This window comes from Streptomyces sioyaensis (assembly GCF_004122735.1).
Lineage (GTDB): Bacteria > Actinomycetota > Actinomycetes > Streptomycetales > Streptomycetaceae > Streptomyces > Streptomyces sioyaensis.
Genome location: NZ_SDIF01000009.1, coordinates 23,849 through 40,783, shown reverse-complemented (window position 1 = coordinate 40,783; position 16,935 = coordinate 23,849). Strand labels below are relative to the sequence as shown.

Below are 16,935 nucleotides of genomic sequence, written 5' to 3'. Positions count from 1 at the left end.
ATCTGTTGCACCGCCTCCACGATCCGCGTGGCGCCGCCCCCTACGGCCGACAGCCCGTCGGCGCACTGCGAAGGGCTGCTTCTCCTCCGGTGCGCCGGGCCGGCTCAGCCGATGTTGTCGACCGCTGCCTTCGCGCGCGCGAGCGTCTGGTGCGCGGTCCCGTCGTTCTTCTCCAACGTCGTCTTGAGCAACTGGATGATGCTCTTGACCTCCTGCGAAGCACGGTTCCAGCGCAGTTCCTTGCCGTGGTATTCGTCCGCGACACCGTCCGCCGCGAAATCCGACATCGCCGCCTTCACCTGCGCGTCACGCGCCGCGATCACCTGCTCCAGGCGCGCGATCACCGCCTGGATGTTGCCCTGGGCCTCCGCCGATGTGGCCGTGTCGTACGAACGACGGTCGCTGCCAGCAGCCATCACAATCACTCCCCCTGAGATTTGAAGTACTTTCGCCGCAATCAAGCGGTCAGCGGCCCGAGAAGCGGGCCGCGTCGAAGTTCGCCGCCGACATCTGCGACCGCGCGTTGTCAGCCTGCTCCTGGTCGCCCGAGCTGAATGCCGAGTCCATGCCCGACTGGCCGCCCACAATCGCGGCAAGCGCACTGTTCAACGCCGCCGAGATCTCGTCCGCGCGCGACTTGAACGAGTCGAACGCCACCTTGCCCGACCCGTTGAACTTGCCCTCCAGCGGCTGTGCTGCCTGCACGAGTTGGCGGATCAACGTGCCCAGTTCCGTACTCGACCCCTGTGACTGCGACCTCAGGGTCGAGAGCGTCTGCGCCCCCATGTCGAACTTCATCGAGCCCCCCACACTTGACGATCATATGTACGGTCATGCCTATCAACTGGGGCATCACCGGTGCAATCCACAAACCCGATGCTATGGGCAAGGTGTGACAACGGCTCAAAATCACCAGGCGCCCACCGGCCGGTGCCCGCCGTGTGCTTGGTTCGGAGGCCCCAGGCCCGGCCCGGTCCAATCGGCCCGGTGCTCTCACGCGCCTTTCAGATGACGCATCAGGCGCTCGAAGTCCTGCCAGCCCGACAGGTCCGACGGGTCCCCCGGCAGCGGGTAGTACAGCGCGGGGCGGGTCTTCGGGCCGAGGGGGACAGGCGACTGCGACAGCGGGGTGCGCCTGGCGCGGTCGTCGGGCAGCTGGCGGACCTCCTCCGCGCCGAGCACGAAGGCCAGTGGCACACCAGGCCCTTCGAAGCGGTGCGGCACCGCCAGATCGCGGCGGGCTTTGCGGACCTGAACGAGCATCGACTGGAGGCGGTGGCGGGTGGCGAGCTGCTCCGCGGCCCCGGACAGGGCATCCACCGGCAGCTTCTCGTCGGGTCCGTAGCCGAAGGCGAGCGTGACGTGCTCCTCCACACCCGCCTGCGTACGGCTGATCCGTACCGTGGCGAGTCCGGGTCGGCCCGGACTGCCGACCACCACGACCCAGGTCGGCTCCGGCGCCCTCTCGTAGGCGATGTCGGTGATCTGGCGCGGCGACCAGGGGAGGTTGGCTGGTTCCGCGGTACCCCACCCGGCCGGAGGCTCACCGGTGAGTTCGCGCCATATCGACTCCAGCGCGCCGCCGAGTACCAGACGGTTGTCCGCGGGGTGGACCATGCGGAACGTCACGGCCAGCTGACGCTCGCCGGTGGCCGCGGCCTCCTGGTAGGAGGCGGCCACGGGGGTGCGCGGATCTTCAGCGGTCGCGTCGGCCGCCGCCATCGGCGCGAACATCCCTTCCTGCCAGCGCAGTACGGCTCCGGACAGCCCGTCGTAGTAACCGTCCTTCTCGTCCCGCACGACCCAGCGTGACGGCCAGTTGCCGAGGCTGTCGCGTACGGCCGGGGAGAGCGTGGTTCCCGCCGGGCTGACGATCTGGAGGCCCAGCTCGGCCTGCGCGGCGGTCCGGAACGCGTCCGAGAGCCAGGCCGTCATGGCGACCACCGGGCGGTCCTGGATGACGACGGCGACCTTGTCGGTGAGGACGTCGACGGCGGGCTGCGCGGCGGCGGGCGTGGGCGCGACGCTCACGTCTTCGGTTTCCACCACGGCCAGGGATCGCGCGGCCTCAGGCGGCCAGGCGGAGCCGTCGGCCAGGGTGGCCAGCCGGGCCGCGAAGGTGCCCGCGAGGCGCTCGGCGTCTTCGACACCGGTCGTGGCGCGAGCCTCCGTCCACCAGTACGGGACCGGCGGCGGGGTGGCTCCGAGCAGCCGCTCGGCCTCGCCGGGAACCTGAACGAGCAGCGGTGCCTCGACGGAGACGAACGGTCGGCCCTCGCGGTCGCAGAGTCGCATGACGGCGCCCTCGCCCGCCGCGTCCACGAGCTTGTCGGGGCCTCCGGAGAGCAGGCCCGCGAGCATGGTCCACGGGTCGGGCATGCGCTGAGTGAGGGCGATGACGTCCTTGGTCATGTGGTCGTCCGGTCCTTCGTCGTTCGTGGCATCGATGCCGTACGTCTCTTGGCCCGCGGGTGCGGGAGGGCTGCCCGGTGTGTCACTCGGAGGAGTGCACGGTCTGGATCAGGCGGTTGGTCTGGCCCCTGCGGATGAGCACACCGCGGCCCGCCGGCTGCTGGGAGGCGTACACGCCGGGGAACAGCTGGCCCTCGCTACGGTCCCCCGCCATGAGGAGTGCTGAGGATCCCGACTCGCGCAGGCCCTGCACCAGCGGCTCGTAGATGCCGCGTGAGGCGCCTGCGACGCGGCGGGTCAGGACGAAGTGGAGGCCGATGTCCGCGGCGGACGGGATGTACGGCAGGAACGGGGACAGCGGTTCCTGGCCGGCGGTGGTGAGCACGTCGTAGTCGTCGACGAGGACCACGATCCGCGGGCCGCCGCCCCAGCTGCCGGGTTCCAGGTCTTCAAGGCGCGCGTTGTCATCAGGTAGCCGCTTGTCCAGTTCGGTGGCGATACCGGCGGCGAGGCCCGCACACAGCTTGGCGTTGTACGCGTAGCCGCCGTTGAACTCTTCGGGGATCGCACCGCGCAGAGTGCGCCTGGGATCCATGATCGCGAAGACCAGCTCGTCCTCGCTGTAGCGCTCGATGAGCCCGGAGGCGATGGTCTTCAGCAGATTCGTCTTGCCGCACTCGCTGTCGCCCATGATCAGCAGGTGCTGGTCATGCTGGAACAGGTCGAGCATCACGGGCTGGAGCGCCGTTTGGTCCAGGCCGATGGGCACCCGCTCGGGTTCGGCGACCGGACCTGGCAGGAGTTTGGGCTGAAGGATGTGCGGCAGCACCCGTACCGGCTGGGCTACCTCGCCGCTCCAGGTGGCGCGGATCGTCCGGGCCGCTCGCTCCAGGACCGCTCCCATGTCCGCGGTGTCGGCGAGTGAGTCCGTACGGGGAAGTGCGACCTGTGCGAAGAGTTTGCCGTCGGTCAGGACACGGCCGGGCTCGTCGGGCGAGAGTGTCGCGGCGAGCTTGTGGTCGATGCTGGACTCGCCTGGGTCGTTCAGCCGCAGCTCGACGCGGGTACCGAAGTTCGACTGGGTGGCGATGCGTACGTCGTTCCAGCGGAGCATGCCGGCGACGACGTGGATGCCGTAACCGCTGCCGCGTTTGAGGATGTCGGCGATGTCGTCGTCCAGGTCCTCGAAGTCGTCGCGCAGTGCGCCGAAGCCGTCGATGACGAGCACGATCTCGGCTGATGCCAGCTGGGGCAGCCGGCCTGTTGCGTGTAGGTCGCGCAGCTGCTCGACGGAGTCGATGCCGTGCTCGCGGAAGAGATCCTCCCTGGCCGCGAGCATGTTCCGTACTTCTTCGACGGTGCGGGCCGCGCGTTCGCGGTCGGCGCGGCCCGCGATGCCGCCGACGTGCGGCAGGCCCGACAGGGCCGCCAGGCCGCCGCCGACCAGGTCGAGGCCATAGATGCCGACCTCCTGCGGGGTGTGGGTCAGCGCGAGCGAGAGGGCAAAGGTGCGCAGGAGCGTGGTCTTGCCGGACTGCGGGCCGCCGATGACGGCGGCATGGCCGCCCGCCACAGTGAGGTCCAGGTACCACTGGCCCTGCCACTGCTTGGCCGGGTCGTCGAGTAGGCCGAGCGGTACCTGGAGCGGGCCGCGCCTCTTGGAGAGCTGCACACCGCGCGGGCCGACGTCCAGCGGTCCGGCGACCGTGTCCAGGGCGATTGCGTCGGGCAGCGGGGGCAGCCAGATGCGGCGCACCGAGCCGGCGGCGTTCGCCAGCTGCTCGACCACGACGCCGAGTTCGGTCGGTCCGGTTTCGCGGCGCCGCACCGTCGGATCCTGCGCGCTCGCATCCTCAGCACCGGCCGTGGCGTTGAAGGTTTCGTAGGGGAAGACGAGGGGCCCGGTGTCCTCTTCCTCCCAGCGCTGCGCGGGGCCGCGGTAGGCGCCCGAGACGTAGCTCGCCTTGAAACGGTCGTAGTGGCTGGTGTCGACCTTGAGGTAGCCGAATCCGGGCAGCGGCGGGAGGTGGAAGGCGTCCGTGGTGTCCAGGACCGTGCGGGATTCGTCGGCGGAGAAGGTACGCAGGCCGAGCCGGTAGGAGAGGTAGGTGTCCAGGCCCTTGAGGTTGCCGCCCTCGATGCGCTGGCTGGACAGCAGCAAGTGGACCCCGATGGAGCGGCCGATGCGGCCGATGGACAGGAACAGGTCGATGAAGTCCGGCTTGGCGGTGAGCAGTTCACCGAACTCGTCGATGACGACGAAGAGGTGCGGCAGTGGGTCCAGGTCGGGCCGCCGGCTCGCACGCAGCGCCGCGTAGTCACCGATGTCGGCGACGTTGCCCGCGTCCTTGAGGACCTGCTGACGGCGCTTGACCTCGCCAGCGAGCGAGGCGTGGACGCGCTCGACGAGGCCGGCCTGGTTCTCCAGGTTGGTGATGACACCGGCGACGTGCGGCAGGGTCGCGAATGGCGCGAAGGTCGCACCGCCCTTGTAGTCGACGAGGACCAGGGCGAGGTCCTCGGGTGGGTGGGTGGCCACCAGGGCGAGGACGAGGGTACGCAGGAGTTCCGACTTCCCGGAGCCGGTGGCGCCGACGCACAGGCCGTGCGGGCCCATGCCGAGCTCCGAGGACTCCTTCAGGTCCAACAGCACCGGCTCGTGGGAGTCGTTGATGCCGATCGGTACCCGCAGGAAGGCCCGTTCACCGCGCGGCGCCCACAGCCGCGACACGTCCAACTGCGCCAGGTCGTCGATGCCCAGCAGGCCGGCGAAGTCGACGGGCCCGGTCAGGGGAGCGTCGACGAGCGACTCGGCGGACAGCCGCAGCGGTGCCAGCATCCGGGCCAGGCCCTCAGCGAACGGGATGCCGACCTCGTCCACGGTGCCGTGGGCGCTGACCGGCTCCTGCTCGCGCAGGTCCTCGATGAGCACCTGATCGCCATCGACGGTGATCCGCACACCGACATGTCCCGGCTCCTGCACCCGCTGTTCGATCAGGTGCAGGACGGTGACGCCCATCTCCATCAGGCCGACCGCCTCGTCGGGACGCGGCAGGTCGACGGCGTCCTGGCCGTGCCCGTCGGCGACGACGAGCAGCCGGGACGTCATGGACAGGGCATCGTTGCCGGACAGGCCGCGCCGTACCTCGGCCGCATACGAGGCGCGGCGGCGCAGTTCGGGACCGAGCAGCCGGGCGAGCTGGGGAGCGGAGGGGGCAATACGGCGAGCGGCGACGGGGCCGTCGTACTGCTCGGTGTCGAGCAGATGCGGCATCCACTTGGCCCACTCCCAGTCGGCGACCCGGTCCCCGGGCACCGCGAGCGCCATCACCACATCGTCGGGGGCGTGCAGGGCAGCGGCCTGGACGAGTAGGGCGCGCGCGACGCGCACGCAGTCCTCGCGGGCACCGATGACGCTGACATTGCCGACGCGGTCGAGCGGGACGGTGAGGGGGAGTTCGGTGCCGGTGCGGAAGCGGGCCATGAGCGCCGACGCCTCGTTGAGCATGAAGCGGTCGGGCGGGGTGAGGACCGACGAGCCCTGCTGAGCTATCTGCAGATCGCGGACGGGCATCTCGCCGGTACCGACACGCACGCGCAGGAAGTCGGCGTCGACGCGGCGGCGCTCCCAGAGGCGAGCCGGATCGCGCACGATGTCGTAGAGGGCGGACGGCGGTGGGTTGAGGACCTCTGCACGCTCGCGCCGTCGGCGCTCCTCGGCGGAGAGTTCGTCGCGCAGGTCCTCCAGATAGGCGAGGAACGCCTCGCGCTGAGTGCGCCGGGTGCGCTGGGCCTTGCCGCGCTGCGAGAAGACGAGCGCGACGGAGCCGATGACGGTGACGACGAGGATGATGGCGCCGAGCCCGGCGAACTGGCTGTTGCGCACGACCGTCATCATCACCACTGACGACATGACGCCGGCGACCGGCAGCAGCGACATCGCAATGTTTCCCGCCTTCCCCTCGGGGAGGTTGGGCGGGGCCTCGATGATGCGCGCCTCGGAGGCGGCCGGGGGCCTGATGGTCCGGGCCGGGCGGTGGATCAGTCGGGTACTCATCGTCGTCCGTCATTCACGGTCGGGCTCGGCATCTGGATCAGTGCCGCTTCTGGGAGAGGTGGAAGACGTCCGCGGCGAGGCGGGCGGCCGCTTGCCTGGTCGGGTGAGCGAGCAATTCGGTATGGACCGGGCCGCCGGCCGCCAAGTTCCGGTCGTACGGCAGGACCTGAACGCTTGCCCCGGTGGACCTGATCCGCTCGACGGCCTCGCCGAGGTCGAGTCCCGGGTGGGGCACCAATTCGGTGAGCACGACAACCGTGCCGGCGATTACGTGCCGGGGCAGCCCCTGCATCCACTGGAGCACCGAGTAGGTACTGGTGAGGCCTTCCGGCGTGGCGGGTGTGGTCAGAACTCGGCCGTGGGCGGCGGCGAGTGCGACCCGGGCGACTTCCGCGGGCAGCGTCTCGCAGTCGATGACCATCACACCGAAGTAGCGGCGCAGCGCGACCACTGCCTGCTCATACGCCCGACTGTCCAGCATCACGCCGATCTGGCCCTGGCTCGCGGGCAGCAGCCAGGCGTTGTCGGGGAGCTGGACGAGATATCCGGTGACGTCGAGCAGCGACATGTCCGGCTTCACGATGTCCGCGATCTCGCTGGTGGTCCAGCGCAGCGACTCGGCGCCGAGCCGCACCGGCAGCGAACCGAGTGCCGGGTCCGCCTCCAGGAAGAGGACCGGATCGTGCCGGTAGTGCGCGTACGTGATGCCGAGCAGCGCGGCGACGGTGGACTTGCCGGATCCGCCCCGGATGGAGGTGACGGCGATCTGCCGGCCGGTCGTCACGGGCCGCTGGAGCATCTCGGCGGTACGGGTGATCTCGGCGACCTCGCGAGCGGCCGACGAAGAGAGCGTGCGGCGCACTGCGCGTGCGGCACGGGCGGCGAGGGACTCGCCGTACTGCGGCTTGCGTCGTACCGCGTCCGCCAGCTCTTTGGCCACCACGGGCAGGGAACCGGGGGCGCTGTGGGGCTGGGGGCCCGGGGCGTACGCGGCCGGGGCCTGCTGCTCCTGTCGCTGGTACTGGTAGCCGGCCTGTCCGGGCGCACCACCTTCATGCGCGGCGTCCGGCGCCTGGGCACTCAGTGCAGCAGAGCCCGGACCCGGCGCGGAAGCACCGTACGCCTGCCCGCCGGCGCCCTGCGGACCCTGCTGCTGGGCACCGCCTCTCAGGTCGCGCAGCACCTCACCCTGCCAGCCGTCTCCGTTCGGCATGCCTCCCCTTCTCCCCCAACCTGCTGCCCCGCACGGAGCGGTCTGCACATCGACTCAGAACTGTCAGAACTGGTTGAGCAGCTGCCCATACACACCGAACACACCGAAGGTGAGCGGAAAGAGCCCCACCATGCCGACGGATTCGACCAGATCGGCCATGCGCCGCAGTCGCACCTGCACATGCTCGGGCACCTGCACCGCCAGAACGAGCAGCGGCAGCACCGCAGCCACACACAGCACGGCGAGCGGCCCACCACCCCCTGCATGCTCCATCCACCACACCACGAGGCGCACCACGAGGCACGAAGCGGCAGCGAAGAGCGCAACGACCTCGGCGACCAGCGGGAAAGCCCGCGTCCTCGACACGAGCACCACGACGACGAGCGATGCCAGCAACACGGTCCATACGGACGGCTTCGCGGCCAGGGTGAGCAGCCAGCCGGCAGAGGTCGCCGAGACCGCGGTGACGGTCGTCGAGAGGGCAAGGCCGCGGTGCGTCGCCGCGAGCGCGGTGCCCACCTGGTGACGGCTGACGGAGACGCCACCCGAGCGACGGTCGTCGAGCGCGGTGAGCCCCGACGCCATCAGGGCCAGCCGCGGCAGCACACCGAGCAACACCAGAGAGAAGACGGCCATGACGGCACCGAGCCGGGCCGGATCCCCCTGAACGGCAGCGACCGCCTCCCACACAACAACGATCGTGGCAGTGGTCACGGCACCAACGAGCCCGCCCTTGCCCAGCGGCGAGAAGAAACCGAGGAACACAAGCGTCACGACCAGCGCGCCCGCCACGGCGGCCAGCCGCGCGGTACCCGGCCAGCCGTACGCGTCGGCAGCTGTCCACGCGGTGAGAACGCCAAGCCCGCCGGAGGCGACCAGCAGCGCGGTCGCCAGCCCCCGGTTCCCCCGTCCGACCTTGGCGACAAGCGCACCGGCCGCCAGAAGCGCCAGCGCGACGGCCGAAAGAGCCCCGACCAGGGCACCGAGCGCGAACTCACGCCGGGCCAGCAGCGCGGCGATCACCGCGAAGACGACGGTCGCCACGCCCGCGCCGGCCCGGCGCGCGGCGGGACGCCAGCGCCAAGCCCGCAGGTCGAGGTCGCCGGCCACCTGGTCGGTGACGTCGTGCACTACAGGGGCGGGCGGCGCGGAGTGGGTACTGACGAGCCGGAGCACGGCACCGTCGGCAATCCCGGCCGACGCCAGCGTGCTGTCGTGCGGCAGGACGGAGCCGTCGGACGTCATCAACTGCCGGGTCATCGGGCGCGATGCGGGCCGCTCATCCAGCAACTGCAGAACATCCGGGAGCAGTTGCCCAATAGGCGTATCGGACAGCAGGACGATGTCGGCCCGGCGTCGCTCACCGACCAAGGTCACTCGGCTCAGTTGCCCCTGGGAAGTCGTTGCTCTGCTCACCACTTACGGGAACCTATCATCGGGCGTTGACGAACTATCGGGCCAACTGGGCGCGCTTGCGACTCTCATCTCCGCCTGGCCCCACATCGGCGAGCCCCTCTCCCGTCACCGGCAGCTCTTCGCACGACTCCCAGGATTGCTGCAAAACTGTCCGAATCCGATCCGAACTGTGGACTTCCAGGATTTCGCCGACCTCGTCGGCCGCTCGTACTGCTGCACCTGACGCTGCTGCTTCTCCTGCTCTGCCTTCTGCTGCGCCAGCGTGTGCTGAAGGAACGACCACCCGACACACCCCGCACACAGGACAGCCGTGATAGCGATCCCCGCGAACACCTTCCCGAGCCGCTCATCAGCAGTACGCCGCCCCCGCTGCGCTCCGAACAGCAGCGCATCGCGCATCCTGCGCCGCCGTACTGCCACCGACTCCAGCAGCTGACTGTCGTAATCCCGCGCCATTTCCTCGTCCGTCGCCTCAGTTGTGCGTCGCCTCAGTCACGAAGGTCATCGACTGGAACCGCGGCTGCTCTGCCTGCGTGATTCGAACCCCATTAGATTGCCCCTGCAACATAGAGCATGGGTAGTTGGCAGTACACGCCAACGTCGTCGGGAGGGCATGAGCGGATCGGCCCTTTCGGATGCCAGTGGCACCGCAACGCAATACCGAGACTGCGGTACGGGGACCTCTGCTGAGGCACGCCTTCGCTGCGTGAAACCGGGGCGGGCCAACAGCGCCCGTGTAGTTGGCCTCATGGCAACCAGGGTCGACGTCACTCGCCATGACGCCCACAGTGCACATCATGCGCACGGGAAACCGCAGGTCAGACACAAATTTCCGCCCGCTGCAGTGCCCTGACGCACTCCACATGATGCGCCCCAGAGAGCGATTTGAGAGAGGGAGCACTCGGCGTAACCAAAGCTCAGAGCTACCTGCCATCAACGTGAAGAGGCACCATGCGTCGGAGGAGCGTCACCAGTGCCGACGTACGCGGGGGTTGCCCAGCTCCGAGTGCCTGATCCACGTCCTGTTCTAGGATGACGATAACCATCTCAGCGGCCCGACGGGCTTCCGCTCCACGTCTGTGGAACTGAAGGACATGCCCCCACCCGCGCGAGCCACTTCGTGCTGCCTGGGGGCAATGTCCTTGCTGTTCCGTGAGTCCGCGGCGTCGTTGGCCACTCGCACGCACGTCGAAGGCCGGTTGGCGCAGCTTCTTACCGAGAATTTTCTGCACAAGCACCGTCACCGGCCCCAGCCGACGGAGGTGCGCTCCTGGGAGCGCAGCATCCCCGCGCTGACCAACGCGCTGATCGAAGCCGGGCTCGGTGAAGTCGAGATGCTGCTGGAGTACGGGCTGCCCCTGACCAGCAAGCGCGCGGACGTGATATTGGCCGGCGTTCATCCGAGCACCGGAGCGCCCTCGTACGTGGTGGTCGAGCTGAAACAGTGGAGCGAGGCCTACCCGGCGGAGGACGATCCGCTGCTGTGCCGCATAGACGCCTACCCGGATCCGGTCCTCAACCCGATCGAGCAGGTGCGCGGCTACTGCGACTACCTGGTCTCGTTCAATGGAGCGTTGGAACGGATCCCGGAGTCGGTCGCAGGGGTCGCCTACTTGCACAACGCGACCGACTTCGGGGTGACGGGGCTCCGCGCCGTCACTGAGGACGATCGGGGTCGGATGTTCACCGGTGACCAGCGCGGTGCCTTCCTCGGCTACCTGCGTTCCAAGCTGGCGGCGAAGCCGGGGGCCAAGGCAGCCGATGCCCTGCTGCAGGGCAAGGCCCGGCCGTCCCGGCAACTGATGACCGTTGCCGCCGAAGAGGTACGCAATCGGGAGCAGTTCGTCCTGCTGGACGAACAGCGGCTCGCCTACGAAACGGTCATGTCGGCGGTCCGACAGGCCCGACGGTCCAACCGCAAGCAGGTCGTCGTCGTGGCCGGCGGCCCGGGCTCCGGCAAGAGCGTGATCGCCCTCTCCCTGTTGGGCGACCTCTACCGGCGCGGGGTGCCCACCCTGCACGCCACCGGTTCACAGTCGTTCACCAAGACGATGCGCAAGGTCGCCGGTGCTCGCAAGCCCGAGGTCCAGCGGCTCTTCCGATATTTCAACAGCTTCATGGAGGCCGAACCGAACGACCTAGACGTGCTGGTCTGCGACGAAGCGCACCGGCTCCGCAAGACCTCCGCCAACCGCTACACCAAGGCGGCTCTGCGGACCGGCCGGCCACAGGTGGCAGAGCTGATGGACGCCGCTCGGGTTCCGGTGTTCCTGCTGGACCAGCACCAGGTGGTGCGTCCGGGCGAGATGGGAACCGTGGAACAGATCCAGGCGGCTGCGGTCGAACAGGATCTGGACTGCACGGTAGTGAGGCTCGACAGCCAATTCCGATGCGGTGGCAGCGACGCCTACCTGCAATGGGTGATCGACCTGCTGGGACTCGAAGGCAATGCACCCACCGTGTGGGAGCCGGACGGCAAGGTGCGACTTCTGACCGCCGACAGCCCGCAGGAGCTGGAGGACCTCCTGGCCGCCCGACGGGCCCAGGGCTACAGCGCGCGCTTGTCCGCGGGCTACTGCTGGAAGTGGACGACGAAGATCACTTCGCGCATGCACTCTCTGCCCAGCGATGTGGTCATCGGCGACTGGGCCAGACCGTGGAACCTCTACGGCGACCGCGCCCTGCTCGGCGCCCCACCGGCGCCCCTCTGGGCCACCGACCCCGCCGGGTTCGGACAGATCGGGTGCGTCTACACCGCACAGGGCTTCGAGTACGACTGGTCCGGCGTGATCATGGGTCCGGACCTCGTCTGGCGTACGGACCGATGGATGGTGGACCGCAGCGCCTCCAAGGACCCGTCCTTCACCAAAGCCACCCCGGACAAGGACGTCGACCGCCTCGTCCGCAACACCTACAAGGTGCTGCTGACCCGGGGGATGATCGGCACGATCGTCTACTCGACGGACCCGGAAACCCGCGAGAAGCTCCGCTCACTGATCCCTTCAGCGCTCTAGGGCGTGTCTCTCCGATCTCCGTGGATCAGCCTGCGTCGTCTGGTGCCGTGCATCGCAAGGCGGAGCGTCTCCCGCGGACTGGGTGTCCGTGGGTGATGCGACAACGCGGCGTGGGGTTACCCCCAGCGTTAGTTGGGGGGGGAGTGCGGTGCCAGGCGTCGCAGGCCCACGGAGATCGGAGAGACACCCCCTAGCCCCCGACAGCGCCCGAAGTCATGCCTACACGGTCCAGACGCTCCACCGCGAAATCCACACCCTCGGAGCCGACTCACGAGATAGCATGATCGCGCTGCGCACCTTCCCGGAGGGTACGAGGCTGCGGTTCCTGAGTTCGCTCCAATGAGCTGCGGGTGACGAATGGTTGTGCCCGTCGTGTGGTGACACGCGACGCGAGCGTGGATGCCCGGTAGGGCGTCCCCCTGCCATTCCGATCTCACTGCTTTGGAGTGGTCATGACCTCGGTCGAGTACAAGCCTGCGCGTCGTGAAAGGATCCGCGCGATCCTGATCGAGATCGCTGTCACAGTCGTCTCCAACCTTCTGGTGACGGCCCTGGTGGCGGTTGCAAGTCTGCTCTTCTAGCGCAGACCGGTGGCGGGCCCGGTGAGCCCGCCACCTACTCGTGCAACAGCGCTACTCAGAACAGCCGTAGATCAGGTGCGGGCGACCCCGCACCCTTACGACCTCTTCCCTTGCCCCGCCCTCGGCCCGGCCGAGGGAGATGCGGCATACGCGCTTCCACCGGCAAGTTCTCCCAGGTGGGACGCAATCCGTGGATCTCGGCCTTGCCGACGAGTTCCTTGAGGTAGTCCCGGGTCTCCTTGTCCGTGGAATAGAGGACCGTGGCGCGGCTGGCCCGGGTCAGCAGCACGTGATAGGCGTGCCGGATGAGCCGTGCGAATCCCTCGTCGTCGACACTGCCGGCTTTCACCTTCGGATCGAACGAACCCGGCTCGGCGACCCGCTTGATGCCCGACTCCGCTGTCTTGCGTTCCTTGCCCCGTCGGAACACCCACCCGTCATCGCGGCGCACCATGTCCTCACCCATGATCACACCGCACCAGTCCCATTCCAGCCCCTGCGCCGTGTAGACACAGCCGATCTGACCGAGGCCGTTCTCATGCACCGACCAGATCCTCGACGGCGGCGCCTCGTCCTCGCAGAAGCTTTCACTGTCCGCGTTCCACGGCCGGTACCACTTACCGATGCGGACGTCGGCCTCCAGCCGTCGCTCCTTGCCGAGCGGCTTCGTCCATGGCCAGCAGTAGCCGGCGACCATGCGCGCGGACGCACCGGCGAGTGCTTCCGTACGAATGATCTGTTCGAGCTCCTCCGGGGTGTCCGCCACTTCGATGTGCATCAGTCCGTCCGGTCGCCACTTACCGGGCTCCTCGTCCGCCACTCCGAGCAATGCCCGTACCCAGCGGACGTAGGCGTCACTGCCACCGCATCGGAATTGCTCCCGCAGCTTGTACGGAACGATCCGGGCGCCGTGGCGTTCGGCCGCGTCTCTGATCAGACCAACGGTACCGACCTCGTTCGGTCGCACGGACTGGCCCTCGTCCAGGAAGAAAACCGTCAGGCGGGACGCCGCGAGGAGTTCGTCCACCTGTGGGCCCGTGCCCCAGTCCTCGGGCTTCCAGAATCGGCTGGTCGACCGGTCCCGGAGACGATGCGCCTCGTCGCAGATCAGCACGTCCAAGAGCGGGTCGGGTGGGGTGACGAAGCTACTGAAATAGGTGAACGTCTCCCTGAACTGCTTGTCTCCGTAGCCGACGTGCTCTTGAAGGGCCCCGTTGAAGGCCCGGCTGCCACTGGCGTACTTGACCGTACGGCCTTGGGCCTCCAGTTCCGCCTTGATCTGCAGGCCGATCGCACTCTTCCCCGTTCCCGCGCCACCGGTCACGAGGAAGATCACCCGCCGCTTATCCGGCACCAAAGCGGGGCGCCGGGGGTCCGGCAGGACCTTCGAAGCCGTCTCAAGCACTTGGTCGGCGACCTCCTTCTGCCGCCCGCGCAGGGTGAAGACGGTGTCGGCTCCTCGAGACCAGATCATGGCGTCGAGCAGCGGGGTGTTGCGCAGACCCATGCTCTGCAACATCCTCTCGGCCACGGAGGCCGCGCCTTCCTCGGCAAAGTGCTTCCTGAGATCGGACAGCAGCTGCTCGCGCCGATCACTCGTGTATATGCGGGCGTAGGATCCTGTCGGTGCGTCCACGTCGATCAGGGTCCGTACGGAATCGTCGGTGGCATTGTGCAGGTAGGCGAAACCGCCACATTCGAAGTCGGCCCCCTGGAACGGGCCGCGAGCGCTCGTGAACGCTTCGTAATATGCGCCCAATTGCAGCGCCGGGTGCTTCTTCTCCCCTTTGAGGCCCGGCACGTGCAACAGATCCGCGGTCGCCCGTTCCACCCGGCTCACCGTCGACCAACGCTTCAACTCGACCAACTGCACAGAGGCAACGTGACGCTTTGGATGACGTCCCACCAGAACAACGTCGATAAGGCGGGGGTCACCAGGGCAGATCGCCTCGTCGAGCGTGGCAGCACACTCGACGATCATCTCCACGTTTCCACGTCCCGCCGCGACCAGGTCGTTCGCGAGGCTCACCAGACTCTCCGCCCATGCGGAACGCTCCGACTCCGATGCGTCTGCTCCCCGGAAGTACCGCCACCGGGCCGCAAGGTGCGGCACCATCCGATCACGCGAATCGAGAGTGAGCAGATCCTGCGCCGAAAGTTTCAGCAGGAGCATGGACACGAGGTGGTTCCCCCAGGGCACGAGAGACTCGTGCGGGTGGGGGCATGTCCTGTTCAGGAAGCCCGTCGGGCCGCAATTCGGTTGTGGTGATCTTAGGTAAGGCTCTGCCTGTCGAAAAAGGTCACCACGGCTGTCGGCCGGAACTGCGGTGATAGTGGCTGGATCACGTGGTACGGAGACGGTGGCTGCTCATGTCCGACGCACGTGCCAACAAGCCACAGTGGGCGCCGGCGATCCTGCTCCACACACCACACACCGAGACCAGGCCGTCAGCTGACCCCGAGTCCCGTTCACGCCCCCGGCTGCCGCACCGGCACCGGGGGCTGCGACGCCGGATCCCGGGTGTCACCGAGGTCGAGGTCATTGCCGATGATGACCTTGCCGAACAGCCACATCAGCCGCACCGCGCGCGCTACCCCCAGGGCTACCGCGCCCTCCGCCAGCCAGTGCACTCCGCGCGGATCGTGCTCCGTGGTGTCGAGGACTACAGCGAGGAGGCACAGCCCGGAAACCACCAGTGTCGCGCTGAGAATGCTCATCCAATTCCGCCGGAATTCCGGCCCCTTTTGAGGGTGCGTGCGCAACACCCGCATGCGGGGACCTGTGGCCGCGGCGTACAGGGTCACGGCCGCAGTGATGAAGCTGCCGATGATCGCGACGACGGTCGCCGTCGTCGTATAGACCGCGATCCTCTGCTCTCTGTCGGGCCATCCCAGCACATCGCCCGCGCCCGTGATCCGTACAGTCGCCATGTGCAGACCGACCACTGCGCCTGCGATCACCAGGTCCACCACTGGTCGACCCACCCAGCGCCGCCACAGCCAATTCAGCACGTCGCCCCCAACCTCAGCCCTGAACTGCTGCTCAGGCTAGCGGCCGATACTGACATGCTTCCTGTAGCGCCTGCTCATGCGTACAGGCCGCCGCAAAGATCTCGTCTACGGCGTACCGCAGATCGACCGACCGTCCGTCGGTGAAAGCGAGCGGGACATCGCACTGGGCCGTGATGCGGTGGGCGAGGAAGTCGAGCGGCTCGTACTCAAGGGACTGACGGTGCGGGTCCCGGACTGCGACCCTGCCGGTCACGGACCGGATCACCCCGGACTCGTCCACCCATTCGTCCAGATCTGGCATGAACTGGAGTACGTCGGTACGCAGTTCGGTCGCGGCCCGATTCCTGCGCATCGCGGAGAGCCTGCTGCCACGCTGGGGAACCTTCAGCGAGAGTGTGATGGAAGTGTCCGGGTGCCGTTGACCGAAACTCCGCAGTGAATCAGCAAGGCCGCCGTGGGCGCTCAAGGCACTGACGGTGTCCGCCGGAGCCCCCTCCAACTGCACGGTGAACTCGGTGACCGCCTCGATGCGGTTGAGCTTCTCTCGAGCGCGCGCGTGGATGACCGGCTTGAGCACCACCTCACCCCACGGCAGACCAACGCCGTTCAGCCACTTGGTGATGGCACTCACCCGCGGCGCCGAGAAGCCTCCAGGTAGGACCCCGATGATGTTGGCGTACGGAAGGAAGCAGATCGTCGTCACATGGACGACCTCCTTGCCTGCCGCGACCTGAAGTGCCTCAATCGTTCCGTTGCTCCGGTCAAGCTGGTGCGGCACCTCACCGGTGATCTTGGCGAGTTGCAAATGATCAACAGGGACAGCTGAGTCGATCACCCCGACCAGCTGATCGTCCGCGCTGCGGACCACGCACTCGTACGGCTCCGAGGCCGCGACCCCGTCGAGGAAGCTCCGCCAGTCCTGGTGCTCCATACGCGGCTGACCGCGCTTGGCCTCCACGACCTCGAAGAAGAAAACCGTTCGCTTGCGTACCGTCCGGGCCACGCCCGCCTCCCCCGCCCTCAGGCTCCCGCGTTCTTACATGATCGTAAGTGGATTCGCTGTGGCATGCGGCACAGCGTTCACGGAATGGCTTGATAGCGACGACCGCACTCGCCTTCTTCCCACGGCCCTCGCCGGAATTCCCCACGCCTCCTGCAACACCGCCTCCCACCTGGCAAGATGTCCAGATCAGCAGTCTGACGATAACAAAAAGTCGCGATTCGCCCCAT

General features: G+C 68.0%; 12 protein-coding genes. 2 read left to right on the top strand and 10 right to left on the bottom strand.

Annotated features, from left to right (window positions below):
* Positions 1–104: 104 nt before the first annotated feature.
* The 7 genes from EST54_RS05135 to EST54_RS05105 form a co-directional block, all read right to left on the bottom strand.
* Positions 105–416 carry a pore-forming ESAT-6 family protein gene (locus EST54_RS05135; RefSeq protein ID WP_129245478.1) on the bottom strand — a complete coding sequence of 104 codons (312 nt, stop codon included), beginning with the start codon at positions 414–416 and terminating at the stop codon, positions 105–107.
* A 49-nt stretch (positions 417–465) separates the two neighbouring features.
* The gene (locus EST54_RS05130) at positions 466–798 is read right to left on the bottom strand and encodes a hypothetical protein (RefSeq protein ID WP_129245476.1); all 333 of its coding nucleotides are present in this window, start codon (positions 796–798) and stop codon (positions 466–468) included.
* 195 nt (positions 799–993) lie between these two features.
* Complete coding sequence (locus EST54_RS05125; RefSeq protein ID WP_129245474.1) at positions 994–2,412, bottom strand: DUF6177 family protein; 1,419 nt, start codon at positions 2,410–2,412, stop codon at positions 994–996.
* Positions 2,413–2,494: 82 nt separating this feature from the next.
* Positions 2,495–6,469 carry a type VII secretion protein EccCa gene (gene eccCa / locus EST54_RS05120; protein ID WP_129245472.1) on the bottom strand — a complete coding sequence of 1,325 codons (3,975 nt, stop codon included), beginning with the start codon at positions 6,467–6,469 and terminating at the stop codon, positions 2,495–2,497.
* Positions 6,470–6,506: 37 nt separating this feature from the next.
* Positions 6,507–7,682: a MinD/ParA family ATP-binding protein gene (locus EST54_RS05115; protein WP_129245470.1), complete on the bottom strand. Its 1,176-nt coding sequence runs from the start codon at positions 7,680–7,682 to the stop codon at positions 6,507–6,509.
* Between the two features lie 63 nt (positions 7,683–7,745).
* Complete coding sequence (eccD, locus tag EST54_RS05110; RefSeq protein ID WP_129245468.1) at positions 7,746–9,101, bottom strand: type VII secretion integral membrane protein EccD; 1,356 nt, start codon at positions 9,099–9,101, stop codon at positions 7,746–7,748.
* 102 nt (positions 9,102–9,203) lie between these two features.
* Positions 9,204–9,554: a hypothetical protein gene (locus EST54_RS05105; protein ID WP_239012691.1), complete on the bottom strand. Its 351-nt coding sequence runs from the start codon at positions 9,552–9,554 to the stop codon at positions 9,204–9,206.
* Between the two features lie 686 nt (positions 9,555–10,240).
* On the opposite strand from EST54_RS05105, the gene EST54_RS05100 reads away from it, so the two are divergent.
* Together EST54_RS05100 and EST54_RS35220 are read left to right on the top strand one after the other, a co-directional pair.
* A complete protein-coding gene (locus EST54_RS05100) occupies positions 10,241–12,112 on the top strand; it encodes a DNA/RNA helicase domain-containing protein (protein WP_167511486.1) in 1,872 nt (623 codons plus the stop codon).
* Between the two features lie 452 nt (positions 12,113–12,564).
* Positions 12,565–12,693, top strand: a complete 129-nt coding sequence (locus tag EST54_RS35220; protein WP_239012692.1) for a DUF6408 family protein — start codon at positions 12,565–12,567, stop codon at positions 12,691–12,693.
* A gap of 55 nt (positions 12,694–12,748) precedes the next feature.
* Here the strand turns inward: EST54_RS35220 and EST54_RS05095 are convergent, their stop codons facing one another.
* The 3 genes from EST54_RS05095 to EST54_RS05085 form a co-directional block, all read right to left on the bottom strand.
* Positions 12,749–14,866 (bottom strand): DUF2075 domain-containing protein, encoded by a 2,118-nt coding sequence (locus EST54_RS05095; protein WP_239012923.1) that lies wholly within the window; start codon positions 14,864–14,866, stop codon positions 12,749–12,751.
* 296 nt (positions 14,867–15,162) lie between these two features.
* Positions 15,163–15,705, bottom strand: a complete 543-nt coding sequence (locus EST54_RS05090) for a hypothetical protein (RefSeq protein WP_244942441.1) — start codon at positions 15,703–15,705, stop codon at positions 15,163–15,165.
* Positions 15,706–15,736: 31 nt separating this feature from the next.
* Entirely contained in the window at positions 15,737–16,708 is a 972-nt protein-coding gene (locus EST54_RS05085) for a hypothetical protein (RefSeq protein ID WP_129245464.1), read from the bottom strand.
* Between the last annotated feature and the right edge of the window lie 227 nt (positions 16,709–16,935).